This is a genomic window from Bradyrhizobium sp. HKCCYLRH2015 (genome assembly GCF_051168215.1).
Classification (GTDB): Bacteria; Pseudomonadota; Alphaproteobacteria; order Rhizobiales; family Xanthobacteraceae; genus Bradyrhizobium.
Genome location: NZ_JBNPUO010000013.1, coordinates 143,995 through 161,561, shown reverse-complemented (window position 1 = coordinate 161,561; position 17,567 = coordinate 143,995). Strand labels below are relative to the sequence as shown.

Sequence of the window (17,567 nt, the reverse complement as noted above, 5' to 3'; positions counted from 1 at the left end):
CCGCAAATCATGCAGGTCATGCGCCGCCGACGCATGCCGCTACGCTCAGGATTGGGCAGCCATCGCGCGTCCCGTTGAGATGCAACGATGTCGCACACGAGTCTGTGTTGCTGAGATCGTCACCCTCCGTCGCTAAGGTAGCAGCGGACATCCTTGGTTGCGTATCGACGCGACGAGGAGCGCCATCACGCCGCGCCTTGAACGCGGCAGATTCCATCCAGTGAGAAAGGCAGACATCCCATGAGCTCAGGATTCGTGACGACATCGGACGGCACGCAGATCTTCTACAAGGATTGGGGCTCGGGCCGGCCCATCGTCTTTCATCATGGCTGGCCATTGTCGTCCGACGATTGGGACGCGCAGATGCTGTTCTTCCTCGACAAGGGCTTTCGCGTCATCGCGCATGACCGCCGCGGCCACGGCCGCTCGAGCCAGACCGAGACCGGCAACGAGATGGACACCTACGCGGCCGACGTTGCGGCGCTCGCCGCCAAGCTCGACCTCAGGGACGCGGTTCACGTCGGCCACTCCACCGGCGGCGGCGAGGTCGCGCGCTACGTGGCGAAGCACGGCAAGGGTCGCGTCGCCAAGGCCGCCCTGCTCGGCGCGGTGCCGCCGGTCATGGTCAAGTCCGACAAGAACCCCGGCGGGCTGCCGATCGAGGTGTTCGACGGCTTCCGCACGGCGCTCGCCGCCAATCGCGCGCAATTCTTCCTCGATATTCCGAGCGGCCCGTTCTACGGCTTCAACCGCGACGGCGCCAAGATCTCCGAAGGCGTCATCCGCAACTGGTGGCGCCAGGGCATGATGGGCGGCACCAAGGCGCACTATGATTGCATCAAGGCGTTCTCGGAAACCGACTTCACCGAGGATCTCAAGGCGATCGACGTGCCGGTGCTGCTGATGCATGGCGAGGACGACCAGATCGTCCCGATCGACGACTCCGCGCGCATCGGCATCAAGCTGCTGAAGCATGGGACCTTGAAGACCTATCCCGGTTTCCCGCACGGCATGGCGACGACGCATGCCGACGTGATCAATGCGGACCTGCTGGCGTTCATCAAGGGGTAGCTCGCGCTCTGGTGAATGAGCAGCCGGAGGCCGGTGAGGCGACAGACCTCACGTCTTGCACGTCATGGCCGGGCTTGTCCCGGCCATCCACGTTGCACCGCGCACGCCGAACGACGTGGATGCCCGGGACAAGCCCGGGCATGACGAGTGCGTGGCAGCTCCTCGTCCACCATCGCTTCAATGCCTTTGCTGAAGACATGGTCAAACCTTCTCGCGACGCGATCAGCGTCCGAGCTATCACATCGATCACCCTCTCCAATCAGAGGGCGCAGGGAAGGCCGGACCTCGACTGAGGCCCGTGGCCCGCCTGCGAAAAAAATGCAGGCGGCAGGTACCACAGGTCAGCCGGACGACCCGGCCCTCCCTGCGCGATGGGCTTACGATTTATACGCAGTCTCCCCGGTGTCCGGGCTTGTTAGCCACCGTCGTCAGCGCGATGCCTGAGGCATCCATCGCCGGCTTGACGCCAGCATCGGGGCGCCAGGACGCTGCGATTTCATCGTCCTGCCGGACTCGTTCGTCCACGCGCATAGAGCACGCTGCGATCCGACAGGCCACCGCTCCCCGCCTCGCGTATCGTGACGATCGCGCGTAACGCCCCTTCGGTGAGGCGGGATGGGCGGAAGCATCGTCCTGATTTGCCCGACGACACAAGCTGATCGGCCTGCGGCAGATTGGCTCGACGGGCAGTTTGCGCATGGCAGATCAGCGATTCTGCTGATCCGAAGCTCGGAAGAGCCGGAACCGGAGCCGCGGCTGGCGCGTTGCCGACAACATCAACACGCGTTGCGTCAACCGATTTTCGACTGAAGCCCCTGCTGCGGACAGTTCTGCATGAAGGATTTTTCAGACGCTGCGTTTTCGCCTGATGTCATCGTGCTGATGACGCAGGCCCTCGACAGCGCCATCGCCGCGCTGCCCGAGCCGGTGAGCTCGACCCATGTCACCCTGCTTGCCGAATCGGTGCTGCGTGCCGCCAAGACCGGAGAGCGGGATCCTGCCGCGATGCAACGACTGGCGCTGCTCGAATTGCAGATCATGCCGCGCGTGTAGCGCGCATCGCGCTCCCCAGCCGCCATCCGATATCCGCGACGACCTCCACAGTCGTTGTGCGCTGCATCGCACCCATTCGTAATTGACAAACCAATTCGTCAATGTCTAACTCGCTGCCACCGCCGACAGAGCGGGGCAAACGGGGAGGATCTTCATGCGACGGCAGTGGCTCGCCTGCGCGTTTCTGGCAACGACGACATTCATTTCGACCCACGCCTCGGCCCAGGTGTCCGACGACGTGGTGCGGATCGGCGTGCTCACCGATCTCTCGAGCTGGGGGCGCGACAACAGCGGGCCGGGCTCGGTCGAGGCGGCGAAGATGGCGGTCGAGGAATTCGGGCCCACCGTGCTGGGCAAGCCGATCGAGATCATCAGCGCCGATCACCAGATGAAGACCGACGTCGGCACCACGGTCGTGCGCGACTGGTTCGACAACGGCAAGGTCGACGCCGTCGTGGACATCCCCAACTCCGGCATCGCGATCGCCGTGCACAACATGGTGCGCGAGCGCAACAAGATCGCGCTGCTGTCCGGTCCGGGCGCGAGCTCGCTCACCGACGAGCTGTGCAGCCCGAACACCGTGCATTTCACCTACGACACCTATGCGCTGTCGAAGGTGACGACCTCCGCCGTGATCGGCCAGGGCGGCAAGTCCTGGTACTTCATCACCGCGGACTATGCCTTCGGCCAGCAACTGGAGAAGGACGCGACGCGCTTCATCAAGGAGCTCGGCGGCACCATCCTCGGCGGCGTCAAGCATCCGACCAACACCGCCGATTTCTCCTCGTTCGCGCTGCAGGCGCAGAGCTCGAAGGCCGACGTCGTCGCCTTCGCCAATGCCGGCCAGGACACCGACAACGCCATCAAGCAGTCCGGCGAGTTCGGCCTGGTCAAGGGCGGCCAGAAGCTGGTCGGGCTGTTGATGTTCGACACCGACGTGCATGCGATCGGGCTCGAGGCGGCGCAAGGCACCTACATGACGACGGCGTCGTACTGGAACATGGACGATGCCACCCGCGCCTGGTCGAAGAAGTTCTACGCCCGCGCCAAGGTGATGCCGACGATGATCCAGACCGGCGTCTATGGCTCGGTGCTGCACTATCTCAAGGCGATCAAGGCGGCCGGTACAGACGATCCCAAGGCTGTCATGGCGAAGATGCGCGAGCTGCCGATCGAGGATACCTTCGTTCACGGCGGCAAGCTTCGCGAGGATGGTCGCGTCATCCGCGACATGTATCTCGCCCGCGTCAAGAAGCCGTCGGAGTCGAAGGAGCCGTGGGACTACCTGGAGATCGTCAAGACCGTAAAGGGCGAGGATGCGTTCCGGCCGGTCTCCGAATCCAAGTGCCCGCTGCTGAAGAAGTAGGAGCGCGCGCATGAGCGGAGCAGATCACCAGGCCGGCGACACCCATGATTGCGACGTGCTGGTGGTCGGCTCGGGCTGCGCCGGGCTGTCGGCGGCGGTCACCGCCGCCCATGCCGGGCTGAAGGTCGTCGTGACCGAGAAGGAGCCGCGGTTCGGCGGCACCACGGCGCGTTCCGGCGGCTGGCTGTGGATTCCCGGCACGTCGCTGGCCAAGGCCTGGGGCATCGACGAGCCGCCCGAGCTGGCGCGCAGCTATCTGCGTCATGAAGCTGGCAACAGCTACGATGCGGCGCGGGTCGACGCGTTCCTGAGCAAGGGCCCGGAGGCGGTCGACTTCTTCACCAGCAAGACCGCGCTGAAGTTCGACATGCCGCTGACCTTTCCCGACTACCACGCGGAGGCGCCGGGCGGCACCCAGGGCGGCCGCTCGATGGTGACGCGCCCGTTCGACGGCCGCGAGCTCGGCGACCACATCAAGGATCTCGGCCAGCCGCTGCCCGAGCTCACCGTGTTCGGCATGATGCTCGGCTCCGGCAAGGAGATCATCCATTTCATGCGCGCGACCAAGTCGCTGGCGTCAGCGTTCTACGTCGCCAAGCGGCTGTCGAAGCATGCGCTGGACGTGCTGCGCCACGGCCGCGGCATGACCTTGACCAACGGCAATGCGCTGGCGGGGCGGCTCGCGAAGTCGGCATTCGATCTCGGGATTCCGCTGTGGCTGTCGTCGCCGGTGGCCGAGCTGATCCGCGACGGCGAGGCCGTGCGCGGCGCCGTGGTGATGCGCCAGGGCCGACGTATCCGCGTCAATGCGCGGCTCGGCGTGGTGCTGGCCTGCGGCGGCTTCCCGCATGACGTCGACAGGCGCAAGGCGATGTTTCCGCATGCGCCGACCGGACAGGAGCATGTGTCGCCCGGCCCTGTCGGCAACACCGGCGACGGCCTGCGGCTCGCGGAAGCCGTCGGCGGCCGGGTCGAGGATGGCCTGCCGCATGCGGCGGCCTGGGTGCCGGTCTCCGTCACCACGCGCAAGGACGGCAGCAAGGGCGTGATGCCGCACTTCATCGACCGCGCCAAGCCGGGCGTGATCGCGGTGACCGCGGATGGCGTGCGCTTCGCCAATGAAGGCAACTCCTACCACGACTTCGTGCAGGCGATGGTCAAGGCGGCCAAGCCGGGACGCGAGATCGCGGCTTGGCTGATCACCGACCACCGCTCCTTGCGCCGCTATGGCCTCGGCTGCGTGCCGCCGTTCCCGATGCCGCTCGGGCACCATCTCAGCACCGGCTATCTCAAGCGCGGCGCGACATTGGCCGAACTCGCGAGCACGACGGGCATCGATCCGCGGGGGCTGGAAGCAACCGTCGCCGCCTTCAACGCCGATGCGGCGCTGGGCCAGGATCCCACGTTCGGCAAGGGCTCGCGCGCCTATAACCGCTACCAGGGCGATGCGCTGCACGGACCGAACCCGTGCGTGGCGCCGATCAAGGACGGGCCGTTCTACGCGATCAAGATGGTGATCGGCGATCTCGGCACCTATGCCGGCATCCGCACTGACGAGCATGCCCGCGCGCTCGACGCCGGGGGACAGCCGATCGAGGGGCTCTATGCCGCCGGCAACGACATGGCGAGCATCATGGGCGGCAACTATCCGGGTGCCGGCATCACGCTGGGACCGGCGCTGACCTTCGGCTACATTGCCGGTCGGCACCTCGCGGAACGCGCGGGCCAAAGGAGCGCCGCATGAGCGACCATCAGATGTTGGCCGGAAAGCTGGCGCTGGTCACCGGCGCCGCCAATGGCAACGGCCGTGCGATTGCGCTGGGACTCGCGGGCCGCGGCGCCGATGTCGTGATCACCGACATCGACATCGAGGGTGCGGAGCGCTGCGCCGCCGAGATCCGCGGCCATGGCCGCAAGGCGTGGGCCTACAAGCTCGATGTCACCGACGCCGCAGGCTGCGCGGCATTGGCCGCGCAGCTACGCGGCGAGGTCGGACCGATTTCCATTCTCATCAACAATGCCGGCATCATCATCCGAGAGAATATCGACTCGCCGCGGGCCGCGCAGAACTGGCAGCGGGTGATCGACGTCAATCTCAACGGCGTGTTCAACGTCACCTACGCGTTTCTCGCCGCGTTGCGCGCGACGCGCGGCACCATCGTCAACATCGCTTCCGTCGCCTCCTTCATCGGCATCAGCAACACGCTCGGCTACTCGCCCTCCAAGGGCGGCGTGAAGTCGCTGACCCAGGCGCTGGCGCGCGAGCTCGCCGCCGACGGCATCCGCGTCAACGCCATCGCGCCCGGCGTGATCGCCACCGCGATGACGGAGACGACCCGCAACGATCCGGAGCGGCTCGCCGGCTTCATGAGCCGCACGCCGCTCGGCCGCGTCGGCCAGCCGGAGGAGCTCGCCGGCCCAGTGGCGTTCCTGGTCTCGGACATGGCATCCTACGTCAACGGCGTGACCCTGCCGGTCGACGGCGGCTTCCTGGCGGTGTAGGCACGGCGCCGAACCAGGGGCACAACAAGACATGGGACGAGAGAGCCGCGGCATCCAATCGATCGAGGTCGGCGGCACCTTGCTGCAGGCGCTGGCGCGCAGCGGCGAGCCGATGATGCTGCGCGACCTCGCGCGCGAGGCCGGGCTGCCGCCGGCCAAGGCGCATCCCTATCTCGTCAGCTTCTCGCGCATCGGTTTGATCGAGCAGGACGAAACCACCGGACGCTACGAGATCGGCCCGCTCGCGCTCGAGCTCGGACTGATCAGCCTGCGGCGGCTGTCGGCGGTACGGATCGCCACTCCGAAGATCGCGGCGCTCGCCGGCGCCATCGATCACGCGGTCTCGCTCGCGGTGTGGGGCACCAATGGCCCCACCGTGGTGCGGCTGGAGGAGCCGAGCCATCCGGTGCACATCGTGATGCGCGTCGGCTCGATCATGGCGCTCTTGGAAACCGCGACCGGCCGCGCCTTCGCGGCGTTCCTGCCGCCGAAGACGGTGAAGGCCGCGCTCGACGCCGGCCTCGACCGTCTCGGTGTCGGCTACAATCCGAAGCGCGCACTGAGGAGCCCGAAAGTGGCGGAGATGCTGGCCGAGGTGCGCGCGCAGGGACTGGCGCGCGCCGTCGGCGATCCCCTGCCCGGCGTCAATGCCTTCGCCGCGCCGGTGTTCGATCACGCCGGTCACGTCGCGCTGGTCATCACCGCGATGGGACCAGCCGGCACCTTCGATGCCGGCTGGCAGTCGCCGCTCGCGAACCGCCTGCGCGCCTGCGCGGCCGAGATCTCCAAGCAGCTCGGCCACGGCATCGCGCAGCCGTGAGCCTCAGGCCGCGACCGAGCGCTTCTCCGGCCACGGATCGGCCCACGCCGGCAGCCGCATCAGCCCGTCGAGCCAGCGCACGATGTTCGGAAACGTCTCCATCGGCATCTCGGCCTCGCGCCAGTCGGTCGCCATCGAAGCGGCCGCGAAATCGGCGATGGTGAGCCGGTCGCAAGCAATGTGGCTATGCGACCTGAGATGCGCGTCGAGCACGGCGGCGAACGTCTTCAGGTTCGGCACCTTCGCGACCAGCGCGGCACGGTCCGGCGCACCGATCCCGAACGTCTTCTTCACGATGTGCTCGAAATAGAACGGCCCGACCGCGGGCGCCCAGTGGCAATCGGTCCACGCCAGCCAGCGCAGCACCTCGATCTGCTCCTGCGGATCGCGCGCCGGCCACATGTCGCAGCTCTCGCGGATGCAGAGGTGCGCCATGATGGCGGTCGACTCCCACAGCACGGTGTCGCCGTCGACCAGCACCGGCGCCTTCATGTTGGGATTGAGCGCGGCATAATCCGGCGTCTTCATTTGGCCGGTGATGTCGATGAACTCGGCCGGGACGCCGAGATGCTTCACCAGCGCCAGCACGCGGCGCGGCGCCTGAGCCTTGATCCAGTAGATCTTCATGACGGGTCTCCATCTCATGTGCCTCGAAGACGAACGTAGCAGCACCGGATCGACAGTGACCGAGCAATAATTCAGCGGCGGTTCCGCGGACCCGGACGGTTCCCGTAGCCGTCACATCGCGCGCACCGCCGCCCGTGCGGTGAGAATGCAACCCGGCAGGAACGTGCCCTCCAGCGAGCGCTTGCCCGACGCGCCGCCGCCGCCGAAGCCGGCGGCTTCGCCGACCGCGTAGAGGCCGCCGATCGGCGCGCCCGTGGTGTCGAGGACCCGGCTCTGCAGATCGGTCTTGAGGCCGCCGAGGCTCTTGCGGGTGATGAGCTGCATGTGGATGGCGATGTACGGCCCTGCCCCGCGCATCTGCAGCGGCGCCGGCTTGCAGGTGCGGATCTTGTCGGGGCCCCATTGCCGCGCGTGCAGGATCCGGCGCAGCTGATCGTCATTGAAGAGCTTGTCGCCGTTCTTGAAGTTGGCGTCGAAGGCGTCGGCAGTGGCCTGCAGCACCTCCGGCTTCACGTCGCCGGTGCCGGTCAGCGCATTCATCTTGGCGGCGAGGCCGGCCAGCGTCTCGTCGACCAGGAAATGCCGGCTCTCGCGCTGCATCTGCCTGACCAGGCGATGATTGCCGAGCAGCGTCTCCTTGAGGAACATCGGCATCTGCCGGTCGCGGATGCGCGGATTGTGCTCGGCGCCGGAGATGGCGAACTCCTTGGCGGCGATGCGCCAGTTCAACAGATGCCACGTATACGGCTTCTCCTGCGCCGCGACGCGCTGGCACAGATCATGGGTGTCGAAGCCGGTCACCAGCGGCTCGGGCCCGATCCGCTCGCCGCGATGGTTGAGCCACAGCGCCGATTTGCATGGCACCAGCGACAGGCCATGGCCCTCGAAATGCGGAAACGGATGCGGGATTCCGGCGGCGTAGTTCCACATCTCGCCGGCATGCGTGATCTCGGCGCCCAGCGCCCCGGCCGCGTGGTGATGCAGCTTGCCGTCGGAGTGCGGATGCGCGCCATTGAGCATCGCCGCCGGCAGCGGCCGGCCTTTGACCCAGTTGGCGCGGGCCTCCGCGTGGCTGCCATTGAGGCCGCCCATCGCCAGCACCGTCAGCGGCGCCGCGATGCGGATTTCCGCGCCCGTCTGCTCGTTGACGGCAACGACGCCCGCCACGGCGCCGCCGGCGCGATCGAGGCCGACGACGCAATGGCGGTGCAGAACCGTCAGTCTGCCGCCACGATCGGCCGCGCGCATCGCCGCGATCATCACGCGCGTCAGCCGCTGCGAGGTGCCCCAGACGATGTGGTAGCGCGGCAGCGCATTGCCGTCGCCGTGCCGGCCGCGCTCGACCCAGTTCACGGCCGGCATGAAGGTCACGCCGTGCGCCAGCAGCCAATCGTAGACCTCGGCGCGCGAATGCTCGACGTAATAGCGCGCCCATTGCAGCGGCCAGTGCTCGGCCGCGTCGAGCTCGCCGAACCTGATCCAGTCGCGCAGCGCGATCTCCGGCGTATCCGGGATCTTCATGCGCGCCTGCAACGGCGTGCCGATCAGCGCCATGCCGCCGAACGCCCACAACGCCAGCCCGCCGAACCGCTCCGGCGTGTCCCGGTCCACGATGGTCACCGACTTGCCGGCGCGCAGCGCTTCCAGCGCGGTGACGATGCCGGCGAGACCGCCGCCGGCGATGACGAGGTCGGATTGCAGCGTCGCGCTCATGTCACGGCGCGATCTTGCGCTTGAGCATCCGCGCCACCGGCAGCGGGACGCGGTCGAGCGATCCCAGGAGATGCGGCAGGAGCTTCAGCTTGAGGCCGGTCAGCGCCGGCGGCACCATCGCCTCGATCAGATGCGGCCCCGGCCGCGCCAGCGCCCCCTGCAACGCGCTGGTGAGTTCGTCCGGCGTGGCGACGCGGGTCGATCGCACGCCCATGCCGTCGGCGATCTGCGCGAATTTCAGGACCGGCCCGTGCAAATCGAGCTGCGCCCGCGCCTTCGGACCGATCTCCTCGGCGCCGACCCGCTCCAGCTCGACGTTGAGCACGGAGTAGGAGGCGTTGTTGAAGATGATGGCGGTGACGTTGAGCCGCTCGCGCGCGATCGTCCACAGCGACTGGATCGTGTACATCGAGCTGCCGTCGCCGATCAGCGCGATCACCGGCCGGTCCGGACAGGCGATCGCCGCGCCGATCGCGTTCGGCAACCCCTGCCCGATGGCGCCGCCGGTCAAGGTGATCAGATCGTGGCGCGGCGCGCCCGCGGTGAACTTCGACAGCATCAGGCCGGAGCTGATGGCCTCGTCGATGATGATGGCGTTCTCGGGCAGGAGATGACCCACGGCCTTGCAGACCTTTTCCGCGGTGAGCTTCTTGCCGCGCGGACGCCCGGGCCGCGAGGCCGGTGACAATGCCGGCGTGGCGCTGTTGGCCTCCAGCGCGGCCGCAAGCTTGACCAGGCTGCCCGCGGCGCATTGCGCCGGCGTCGACAAGGTCAGCACCTTGCAGCCGTCATGCGGCAGATAGCTCTTCTTGCCGGGATAGGCGAAGAACGACACCGGCGCCTTGGCGTCGACCAGGATCAGCGTGTCGATCTCCTTGAGCTGGATCTGCGCCATCTCGGCGAGATAGGCGATGCGCTCGACGGCCGGCAGGCCCGCTCCCCGCTGCATGCGCGTCGGAAAGGTCTCGGCGTAGACTTTCACGCCGCAGGCCGCCGCGATGCGCGCGGCCGCCAGCAGCGACTCCTCGTGCAGCGCGGTGCCACCGAGCAGAAAAGCGCTGCGGCCGCCCGCCCTGATCGCCTCGGCGACCGCCTGCACGGTCGCATCGTCGGCGGCCGCCGGCGGCTCGATCACCGGCGCCGGCTCGGCGACGCCGCCCTCCCCCCAGGACACGTCGGCCGGCAGGATCAGCGTCGCAACCTGTCCGGGCCAGGAGCACGCCGCCTTCACGGCCGCCACCGCGTCGCGGCACAATTCCGACGTCACCTGCGAGGTCCAGACGAATTCCGGCGAGACGTTGCGCGCGACGGTCTCGATGTCGGACTGGAGCTGCGCGTCATACGGGACATGGTAGGTGGCGTGGTCGCCGACGATGTTCACGACGGGCACCTTGCCCTTGCGCGCATTGTGCAGATTGGCGAGGCCATTGCCGAGGCCGCAGCCGAGATGCAGCAGCGTTGCCGCCGGCGTGCCGGTCATGCGGGCGTAGCCGTCCGCCGCGCCGGTCGCCACGCCTTCGAACAGGCACAGCACGGCGCGCATCTCCGGCGCGGAATCCAGCGCCGCGACGAAATGCATCTCCGAGGTGCCGGGATTGGTGAAGCAGACCCGAATGCCGGAATTGACCAGGGTCCGTATCAGAGCTTGCGCGCCGTTGGGCATGAGAAGAGCCTGTTGCCGGGAGACTGCCGCAGCGCGGGGCGACTTGGCCAACCCCGCCATGGCATTTCCCCTGTTTGTATTTGCGCCATTTTGGAATTGACGGTCTCAGAAATCCAATGAATTGTTATGGCTGGATCAATGATTTCGGCTCATCGATGTACACCCCCACCCTGCGCCAGCTGCAGCAGTTGGTCTACCTCGCGGAAGAGCGGCATTTCGCCCGGGCGGCCCAGCGCGCCCACGTCACGCAGTCGGCGCTGAGCCGCAGCTTGCAGACCTTGGAGGACGCCGCCGGGATGCGGCTGTTCGACCGCAGCTCGCGCTCGGTGGAGATCACCCCGGTCGGCGAACGGCTGGTGGCACGGGCCCGGTCGCTGTTGTCTGGCGCCGACGATCTCGGCCGCGAGATGCGCCTGCTCCGCTCGGGAGATGCCGGCGAGGTGACGGTGGGCGTCGGCGCCTTCACCGGGCTGACGCTTCTGCCGGATGCCATGGCGCGGCTGTATTCGGAGCACCCGTCCGTGCGCATCATCGTGGTGCAGGACAATTGGCGCGCCCTGATGGAGGTGCTGCAGCAAGGCAAGCTCGATTTCTTCCTCGCGCACATCACCGACATCCGCGCCGACGACAGCCTCGACATCGAGCCGCTCGGCGGCCTTCCGGGATACTTCTACTGTCGGGCGACTCATCCGTTGGCGCGCCGACGGGAGCTTTCGGCACGCGAGCTTGCCGGCCAGCACTTCGCCTCCGTTGCGCTGCCGCCGGAATTCAGCAGGCGCCTGGAAGCGCTCATCGCTGCGCCGGAGGGCCGCGGCTTCGACGTCGCGCTCGAATCCGAGAACGCGAGCCTGCTGGTGCAAATGGCCATTCGCTCCGACATCGTGCTCGTCGCGGGCGACGCCGTTCTCACCCACGAGCTGGCCTCCGGTCAGTTGATCCGCCTCAACGTGGCCGAGCTGAAAGAGCCGCGCGCATCGGATCTGCTGATGGCGCAGTTCGGCATCCTGCGGCTGAAGGGGCGGACCCCGTCGCCCGCAGCGATGATGTTGATGGACCTGGTGCGCGCGCAGGCCGAGCGAACGCTGATCGCGCCACGCCGGCCTCCGGCCCCCCGCGCCGCGCGTGACACGAAGCGGTCGCCGGCCACGACACGCAAGAAACCGAGTGGACTCCGGCGAGGCCGATCGCATCACGTCGGCAGAAGCAAAGCCTGACTGATCGTCGTCCTGCCATCGCTAGGTGGCGGCGCTGCGAGACAGCTCATGCAAGAGTAGCACGGCTTCCTTGCCTCGTGCTTCCGGCACGAACAGATGATCGTGGTGAAACGCCGAGACCGCGTTGACGCTGATGCCGGCGGCCGCGAGCTTCGTCGTCACCGCGGCAAGGAAACCCACCGCATCAAGCGCTGATAGCACCGAGAGCGTGATCAGGCGCGAGGCGAACCGGCAGGGCAACCCTGCCCGCTCTGCTTCCTCGCGCCGCACGATGAGCGTGATCGCTTCGCGCTCCCGGAACAGCATGAGGGGCGTCAGCCCGGCCGGGATGTCCTGATGCGTGTCGACAGTGCAGAACACGAACACGCCGTCCTGCAGCTCGGGAGCCATCGTGCGCAGCAGCGTATCGAGGTTGCGTTCACCCGCCATGGATCCTCGTCAATTCGTCGCCAGGCGCTCGCGCCCATGCGGCGCGGTGAAATCCTGCCGCGGCCCGACCGGGACGATGCCGGTCGGATTGATGGTGCGATGGCTCTCGTAATAGTGCCGCTTGATGTGCTCGAAATTCACTGTCGCGGCGATTCCCGGCCATTGGTAGAGATCGCGCGTGTAGGCTGCGAGATGCGGATAGTCGGCGATGCGACGGATGTTGCACTTGAAGTGGCCGACATAGACGGCATCGAAGCGGATCAGGGTCGTGAACAGCCGGATGTCGGCCTCGGTCAAGGTGTTGCCGAGCAGGAAGCGGCGCGCCGACAGCCGCTCCTCCAGCCAGTCGAGCGTGGCGAACAGCGGGCCGATCGCCTCCTCATACGCCCCTTGCGTGGTCGCGAAGCCGCATTTGTAGACGCCGTTGTTCAGCGTGTCGTAGACGCGCGCATTGATGGCGTCGATCTCGTCACGCTGGGCTTGCGGATAATAGTCACCTTGCCTGGCGCCGACGCCGTCGAACGCCGAGTTCAGCATGCGAATGATCTCGGACGACTCGTTGTTGACGATGGTGCGCTTCTGCTTGTCCCACAGTACGGGCACGGTGACGCGGCCGGAATAATGCGGCTCTGCGGCGGTGTAGACCTGGTGCAGAAGGCCGGCGTGATTGACGCTGTCGGCCACGACGCCCGGACCCTCGGCAAAGGTCCAGCCCTGCTCGCGCATCAGCCAGTGCACGACCGATACCGAGATCATGTCATCGAGCCCCTTCAGGGCGCGCATGATCAGGGTGCGGTGAGCCCACGGGCAGGCCAGGCTGACATAGAGATGATAGCGGCCCGCTTCGGCCGCGAAGCCGCCGGTGCCGGACGGGCCCGGACGGCCGTCAGCCGTGACGAAGCTGCGGAATGCAGAATCCTTGCGGATGAAACGGCCGCCGGACGCCACCGTGTCGTACCAGACGTCGTGCCATTCGCCGTCGACCAGCACTCCCATGACGCTCTCCTCTCACGCCGTGACCTGCGCGGGGGCGCAGCAATGTGCCGCCCTCTTGCCTTGGCCCTTACGTGACAGGAGTACACGTCACCCCGCCTCTGCGCCAGCAGAGAGCCCACGCTTCGACGAGACGGCTCCGCCGCGCGACACGCGGTCACGACTGGAACGGGATGGTGCGGCCCGGCTGCGCCGCCTGTTCCCGCGTATAGGAGACGCCGTGCACCTTCACGCCTGCGGCATTCAACAGCGTGATGATGCCGCCCCGGTTCGACAGCGCGACCGGCGCGACGATGGGCACCACCAAGGTGGCGCCGCGCGCGATCGTGCCGCTGAGCTGCATGGCGTTCTTCTGCTTGTCCTTGATCTGCCAGCCGGTGAGATCGACGTCGACATCGGCGGTGTTCAGCAGCGTGACCGTCTCGTGCTCCGGCGTGCGCACGTCGTTGACATAGGCCGCGATGATCCGCACCAGCCCGTCGGGCACGTCGAGCGGCGGAATGTGGTCGCGGTCGGGCGGCGTATGCGGCGCGTTCGGGTGATCGGGATCGGGCGGCAGGATGACCCCGCCGCTGACATCGTCCGAATGCCAGGCCTGGGTCTGGAACTTCAGGAAGATGGCGACCCATTGCTGCTGGTCGGGAAACTCGAAGATCAGTCCACCGTCCTGCCAGGGACCGTTGTCCCCGGCGTATTTGCCGGCCGGATTGCCCTGGTTGAAATGGATATCGTGGATACCGCGGCCGGGCTTGAAGCCGAAATAGCGGTCGGCCTTCTCCTCCGGTCCCCATGCGACGCCGAAGGCATAAATGAGAGCCGTCTCGTCGGACATGGCGCGCTGAACGTAGGCGTCGATTTTCTCGTTGAGATCGTTGTCGGGGCCCGCGGCCGACAGCGGCAGCGGCTTGAGCTCCCACGGCTGCATCAGATTGCCCCGGATGAAATCGAGCGCCACGCCGCCAGGCTTGCTCTCCAATGGATGCAGCCCCTCCGAAAACGCCTTCAGGCCGTCGACGATCGGATGTTCGAAGCGCGAGCGGACCAGGAACTCGACCTCGCTGCCATCCTGGGAACGGACATTGATGGCGATGCGATAGAGCTCACCGTCGGCGGAGACCTGCACCTGATAGTGCGGACTGCTTCCCGACGCCAGACGATTGTTGATGGGCCGACCCTTGAGAAGCGAATAGTCGTTCAATGGCATGGTCGTCTCCAACTCTGTCCGTAACGATATCTAGGACGAGAACAGCAATCGATCGCGTTCGGCCTGCGAGCCGTCGACGTAGAAGCGCTCGAACCAGGCCGGCTTGCCGGACAACGCCGTCGGCTTGCGCAGCGTGATCGCCGCAGGCGCGGACGCGGAGCGCTGCCGCTCGGACTTGCCCTTGAACGCATCGCGCATCCGGTTGCGAAACTGCAGGTGATCGAACACGCGGGTGGCCTCGATCGCATAGGAGGTGGCGATCTTTCGGTCCTCGATCATGATGAGGTGGTCGCCGTTGCCCTTCTCTCCGCTCGGCGAGAAGTTGCTCGATCCGGTGAACACTTTCGCGGTCGGCAGGCTGAAATCGGTCACCAGGAATTTGTGATGGATGTTGCGGCCCTTGCCGCCGGACCATTCGCTGCGGAACGGCTCCGGCGCCTTGCTCGCGAGATAGGCGAAATCGACGAGACCGATCGAGCCGTCGGGCTTGCGCAGCTCCAGGGCGCCGCGCTTGTCGACCGTGCCGTAGCTGAAGATCGGCCGCTCCATCACGCGGTCGAACGCGTCCTTGGTCGGACCGTCGCCGAGCTGGCTCAGAAACGCGACCGAGTAGAACACCGACGAGGTGGCCTGATCGATCGCGGCCCGGATCGGATTGAGCGAGAGATCGGTGGCCTGGTGCGGTGAGAAGCAGAGCTGTACGGTCGGCTTTCCCTCGGTATGGACGGCGTGCCACTTCTTGGAGAAATCATTCTTCCGGAAGACCGAGGGGTCCTCGAAGGCGATGTCGAACATCTCGCCGAACAGCCCGGCGACATCAGGCGAATGAAAGACCAGCATGTTGTTGGCCTGAATATAGAGGCCGCGGAAGGTGAAATTGGTCGAGCCGCACAGCACTTTCTCGGGCTTGCCGTCGCGGCGCGTGATCAGGACCTTGTTGTGCTGGAGGTTGCTGAAATGCGTGCGAAGCACGGCAGCACCCGCCTGCTTGAAGCGCTTGGCGCTGCGCGACTCCGCGCTGCCCGGCAGCTTGTGACTGTTATCCTTGGCATTGGAATCGTCGATGATCGCCCGCAGCCGCGGACCGAACTGCTCGAGCTGGCCGATCACATCGGGCTCGTTGAGGTCATAGGCCATCACGTCGAGCGTGAGCCCGGGATCCGCCAGGGCCTCTTTCAAGAAGCCGAACAGGAGGTCGTAGGCCTCGAACCCCAGCCACTCATAGACGCTGTCGCCGGCCTCGTTGGTGAGGTCGAGCTTGTCGAAGCCCGGCCCGTCGCGGCTCTCGACGGGAATGATCTCGGCATTGTTGCCGAACTGATCGCGATAGGCCTGAGACGAGGCGAAGTTGCGGGTGAAACCGACGTCGACCAGGCCGTCATAGGTCACGGCGCTCTGCGTGATGTCGAGCGTGAGGCTGGTCCCCGCCACCAGCGTGCCGTCGTTGCGCATGTGCTGCTTGGCGACACGATACGTATAGACTCCATCCTTGGGCCTGTAGGGAAAATGGATCCAGCGGAATTTCTGGAACGGCGCCTCGGTCGACGGGAAATTGCGGTTGCCGTCGACCGCCGCGTCGGCCCCGGCCGGGTAGGAAAACGCGATCCTGTTGCGCAACTGAGAAAAATCCCGTGCGCCCGGCGACTTCACCTCGATCGAGAATCCGACCAGATCGGGTTCGGGCTCGGCAACGTCGAAGCCGATCATCGTCATGCGCTCTCCACGCCACAGCTTGGACGTGAACCCGTTGCTGGATTTGCGGTTCTCGAAATCGCTCATGATCGAAATGCCCCACGATGATGAAAAAAGGCGCGCACGAAACGCATCTCGTCGAAGGGCTGCAATCTTCGCCAGGACCCGCGGCCGACGCAACCTCAAAATGATCTGAGAACTATCATCAACCAGGATTGTTGCACGATCCTGCGTCGGCCGTGTGAAGACGGATGTGAATGACGTCACAATCGGAGACGGTATCGGGATCAGCTTTGCCGCGATGCCCGCGGTGTCGTCAGTCTCGACGTTGGCGAACGAGCGCGCGGGCACATGACGACGAACGTCGAAAACGAGCCCTATCGCAAGGCGGGCCTTGCCCGCGTCACCGCGTTGATGAAGCCCTCGCGGGCGTCGGAATGGCCCTGCCCGCGCGGCTCCAGCACGTGACGCAGAAGGAACAGGCCGGTCAGCCGGAAGCCGTCGAGCAGATCCTGCTGCGACCAGCCATCGCCCTGCTCGCCCTCGCGCAGGAAGGGCGGCAACGGCAGCAGGCGGTCGGCCCATGGCGCGCCGGCCGCGCGCGACACCGCGCCGCCCGACTTCGGCGATACGTAGATCAGGTCCGAGGTCTCGCCGGTCGCAGCGCAGGAGTCGAGATCGAGCCCGAAGCCGAGTTCGGCGAGGATCGCCAGCTCGAAGCGCACGATGTGGACAGCGGCGCTGCCCACATCCTCGAAATCATCGAGCGCATGTTCGAGCCGCAGAAACATGTCTTCGTGCGGATCGCGCTCCGGCAACAGCCGGGCCAGCGAGGCAAGATGCGTCACGCCGTAGGCGCCGTGTTGCGCGGAGATCAGCCCCGCCGCCCGCAAGGTCAGCGCGTCGATGGCGTACATGCCGAGATGCTCATCGAGCCGCGCGCGCCAGATCGCGCGCACCGTATTGCCCGGCTGCAGCACCGGCCGCATGCGCTTGCCGCTCGCCCCGCGCACGAGACCGAGATGCCGGCCATGCTCGCGGGTCAGCAGCTCGACGACAGCCGAGGATTCGCCGTGCCGCCGCACGCCCAGCACGATGCCATCGTCGGTCCATTCCATCTCACGAGCCGCCCAAATGATTCCACACGCGCTTGCCTCCTAGTGCCGGCCGCGGGTGGACAATCAACGTAGCTTGTGCGCGCTGCCGCCACAAAGCTCGTC

At 66.6% G+C, this 17,567-nt stretch carries 15 protein-coding genes; 7 read left to right on the top strand and 8 right to left on the bottom strand.

All coding sequences use genetic code 11. The features are described from left to right. Positions 1–240: 240 nt before the first annotated feature. From ACQR1H_RS30400 to ACQR1H_RS30375, 6 genes are all read left to right on the top strand, one after another. Positions 241–1,071 (top strand): alpha/beta fold hydrolase, encoded by an 831-nt coding sequence (locus ACQR1H_RS30400; protein ID WP_434908633.1) that lies wholly within the window; start codon positions 241–243, stop codon positions 1,069–1,071. Positions 1,072–1,905: 834 nt separating this feature from the next. Further along, complete coding sequence (locus ACQR1H_RS30395) at positions 1,906–2,124, top strand: hypothetical protein (protein WP_315803983.1); 219 nt, start codon at positions 1,906–1,908, stop codon at positions 2,122–2,124. Positions 2,125–2,278: 154 nt separating this feature from the next. After that, positions 2,279–3,490, top strand: a complete 1,212-nt coding sequence (locus tag ACQR1H_RS30390) for an ABC transporter substrate-binding protein (RefSeq protein WP_315803984.1) — start codon at positions 2,279–2,281, stop codon at positions 3,488–3,490. 10 nt (positions 3,491–3,500) lie between these two features. Then, positions 3,501–5,234 (top strand): FAD-dependent oxidoreductase, encoded by a 1,734-nt coding sequence (locus ACQR1H_RS30385; RefSeq protein ID WP_434908632.1) that lies wholly within the window; start codon positions 3,501–3,503, stop codon positions 5,232–5,234. Continuing rightward, the gene (locus ACQR1H_RS30380; RefSeq protein WP_434908631.1) at positions 5,231–5,992 is read left to right on the top strand and encodes an SDR family NAD(P)-dependent oxidoreductase; all 762 of its coding nucleotides are present in this window, start codon (positions 5,231–5,233) and stop codon (positions 5,990–5,992) included. The genes ACQR1H_RS30385 and ACQR1H_RS30380 overlap by 4 nt, the downstream gene beginning before the upstream one ends. A gap of 31 nt (positions 5,993–6,023) precedes the next feature. Beyond that, complete coding sequence (locus ACQR1H_RS30375; RefSeq protein WP_315803987.1) at positions 6,024–6,812, top strand: IclR family transcriptional regulator; 789 nt, start codon at positions 6,024–6,026, stop codon at positions 6,810–6,812. A gap of 3 nt (positions 6,813–6,815) precedes the next feature. Here the strand turns inward: ACQR1H_RS30375 and ACQR1H_RS30370 are convergent, their stop codons facing one another. From ACQR1H_RS30370 to ACQR1H_RS30360, 3 genes are all read right to left on the bottom strand, one after another. Beyond that, positions 6,816–7,439: a glutathione S-transferase family protein gene (locus ACQR1H_RS30370; protein ID WP_316237444.1), complete on the bottom strand. Its 624-nt coding sequence runs from the start codon at positions 7,437–7,439 to the stop codon at positions 6,816–6,818. 111 nt (positions 7,440–7,550) lie between these two features. Beyond that, complete coding sequence (locus tag ACQR1H_RS30365; protein WP_434874504.1) at positions 7,551–9,152, bottom strand: FAD-binding protein; 1,602 nt, start codon at positions 9,150–9,152, stop codon at positions 7,551–7,553. Between the two features lies 1 nt (position 9,153). Next, positions 9,154–10,815 carry an acetolactate synthase large subunit gene (locus ACQR1H_RS30360; protein WP_434874503.1) on the bottom strand — a complete coding sequence of 554 codons (1,662 nt, stop codon included), beginning with the start codon at positions 10,813–10,815 and terminating at the stop codon, positions 9,154–9,156. A 155-nt stretch (positions 10,816–10,970) separates the two neighbouring features. On the opposite strand from ACQR1H_RS30360, the gene ACQR1H_RS30355 reads away from it, so the two are divergent. Then, positions 10,971–12,029: a LysR family transcriptional regulator gene (locus tag ACQR1H_RS30355; RefSeq protein ID WP_316181916.1), complete on the top strand. Its 1,059-nt coding sequence runs from the start codon at positions 10,971–10,973 to the stop codon at positions 12,027–12,029. Between the two features lie 21 nt (positions 12,030–12,050). Here ACQR1H_RS30355 and ACQR1H_RS30350 read toward each other — a convergent pair whose 3' ends face one another. The 5 genes from ACQR1H_RS30350 to recO form a co-directional block, all read right to left on the bottom strand. Next, complete coding sequence (locus tag ACQR1H_RS30350) at positions 12,051–12,458, bottom strand: ACT domain-containing protein (RefSeq protein ID WP_315803992.1); 408 nt, start codon at positions 12,456–12,458, stop codon at positions 12,051–12,053. A gap of 9 nt (positions 12,459–12,467) precedes the next feature. Further along, positions 12,468–13,454 (bottom strand): glutathione S-transferase family protein, encoded by a 987-nt coding sequence (locus tag ACQR1H_RS30345; protein ID WP_434908630.1) that lies wholly within the window; start codon positions 13,452–13,454, stop codon positions 12,468–12,470. Positions 13,455–13,608: 154 nt separating this feature from the next. After that, positions 13,609–14,655 carry a DUF2278 family protein gene (locus tag ACQR1H_RS30340; protein WP_315803994.1) on the bottom strand — a complete coding sequence of 349 codons (1,047 nt, stop codon included), beginning with the start codon at positions 14,653–14,655 and terminating at the stop codon, positions 13,609–13,611. Positions 14,656–14,685: 30 nt separating this feature from the next. Next, a complete protein-coding gene (locus ACQR1H_RS30335; protein WP_434864195.1) occupies positions 14,686–16,434 on the bottom strand; it encodes a phospholipase D-like domain-containing protein in 1,749 nt (582 codons plus the stop codon). A gap of 290 nt (positions 16,435–16,724) precedes the next feature. Continuing rightward, a complete protein-coding gene (gene recO, locus ACQR1H_RS30330) occupies positions 16,725–17,465 on the bottom strand; it encodes a DNA repair protein RecO (RefSeq protein WP_434908629.1) in 741 nt (246 codons plus the stop codon). Between the last annotated feature and the right edge of the window lie 102 nt (positions 17,466–17,567).

What these genes read in the sequence shown, in the direction of transcription:
- ACQR1H_RS30400 (WP_434908633.1), top strand. Translation starts at nt 241, where the DNA reads ATGAGCTCAGGATTCGTGACGACATCGGACGGCACGCAGATCTTCTAC.
- ACQR1H_RS30395 (WP_315803983.1), top strand. Translation starts at nt 1,906, where the DNA reads ATGAAGGATTTTTCAGACGCTGCGTTTTCGCCTGATGTCATCGTGCTG.
- ACQR1H_RS30390 (WP_315803984.1), top strand. Translation starts at nt 2,279, where the DNA reads ATGCGACGGCAGTGGCTCGCCTGCGCGTTTCTGGCAACGACGACATTC.
- ACQR1H_RS30385 (WP_434908632.1), top strand. Translation starts at nt 3,501, where the DNA reads ATGAGCGGAGCAGATCACCAGGCCGGCGACACCCATGATTGCGACGTG.
- ACQR1H_RS30380 (WP_434908631.1), top strand. Translation starts at nt 5,231, where the DNA reads ATGAGCGACCATCAGATGTTGGCCGGAAAGCTGGCGCTGGTCACCGGC.
- ACQR1H_RS30375 (WP_315803987.1), top strand. Translation starts at nt 6,024, where the DNA reads ATGGGACGAGAGAGCCGCGGCATCCAATCGATCGAGGTCGGCGGCACC.
- ACQR1H_RS30370 (WP_316237444.1), bottom strand. Translation starts at nt 7,439, where the DNA reads ATGAAGATCTACTGGATCAAGGCTCAGGCGCCGCGCCGCGTGCTGGCG.
- ACQR1H_RS30365 (WP_434874504.1), bottom strand. Translation starts at nt 9,152, where the DNA reads ATGAGCGCGACGCTGCAATCCGACCTCGTCATCGCCGGCGGCGGTCTC.
- ACQR1H_RS30360 (WP_434874503.1), bottom strand. Translation starts at nt 10,815, where the DNA reads ATGCCCAACGGCGCGCAAGCTCTGATACGGACCCTGGTCAATTCCGGC.
- ACQR1H_RS30355 (WP_316181916.1), top strand. Translation starts at nt 10,971, where the DNA reads ATGTACACCCCCACCCTGCGCCAGCTGCAGCAGTTGGTCTACCTCGCG.
- ACQR1H_RS30350 (WP_315803992.1), bottom strand. Translation starts at nt 12,458, where the DNA reads ATGGCGGGTGAACGCAACCTCGATACGCTGCTGCGCACGATGGCTCCC.
- ACQR1H_RS30345 (WP_434908630.1), bottom strand. Translation starts at nt 13,454, where the DNA reads ATGGGAGTGCTGGTCGACGGCGAATGGCACGACGTCTGGTACGACACG.
- ACQR1H_RS30340 (WP_315803994.1), bottom strand. Translation starts at nt 14,655, where the DNA reads ATGCCATTGAACGACTATTCGCTTCTCAAGGGTCGGCCCATCAACAAT.
- ACQR1H_RS30335 (WP_434864195.1), bottom strand. Translation starts at nt 16,434, where the DNA reads ATGAGCGATTTCGAGAACCGCAAATCCAGCAACGGGTTCACGTCCAAG.
- recO (WP_434908629.1), bottom strand. Translation starts at nt 17,465, where the DNA reads ATGGAATGGACCGACGATGGCATCGTGCTGGGCGTGCGGCGGCACGGC.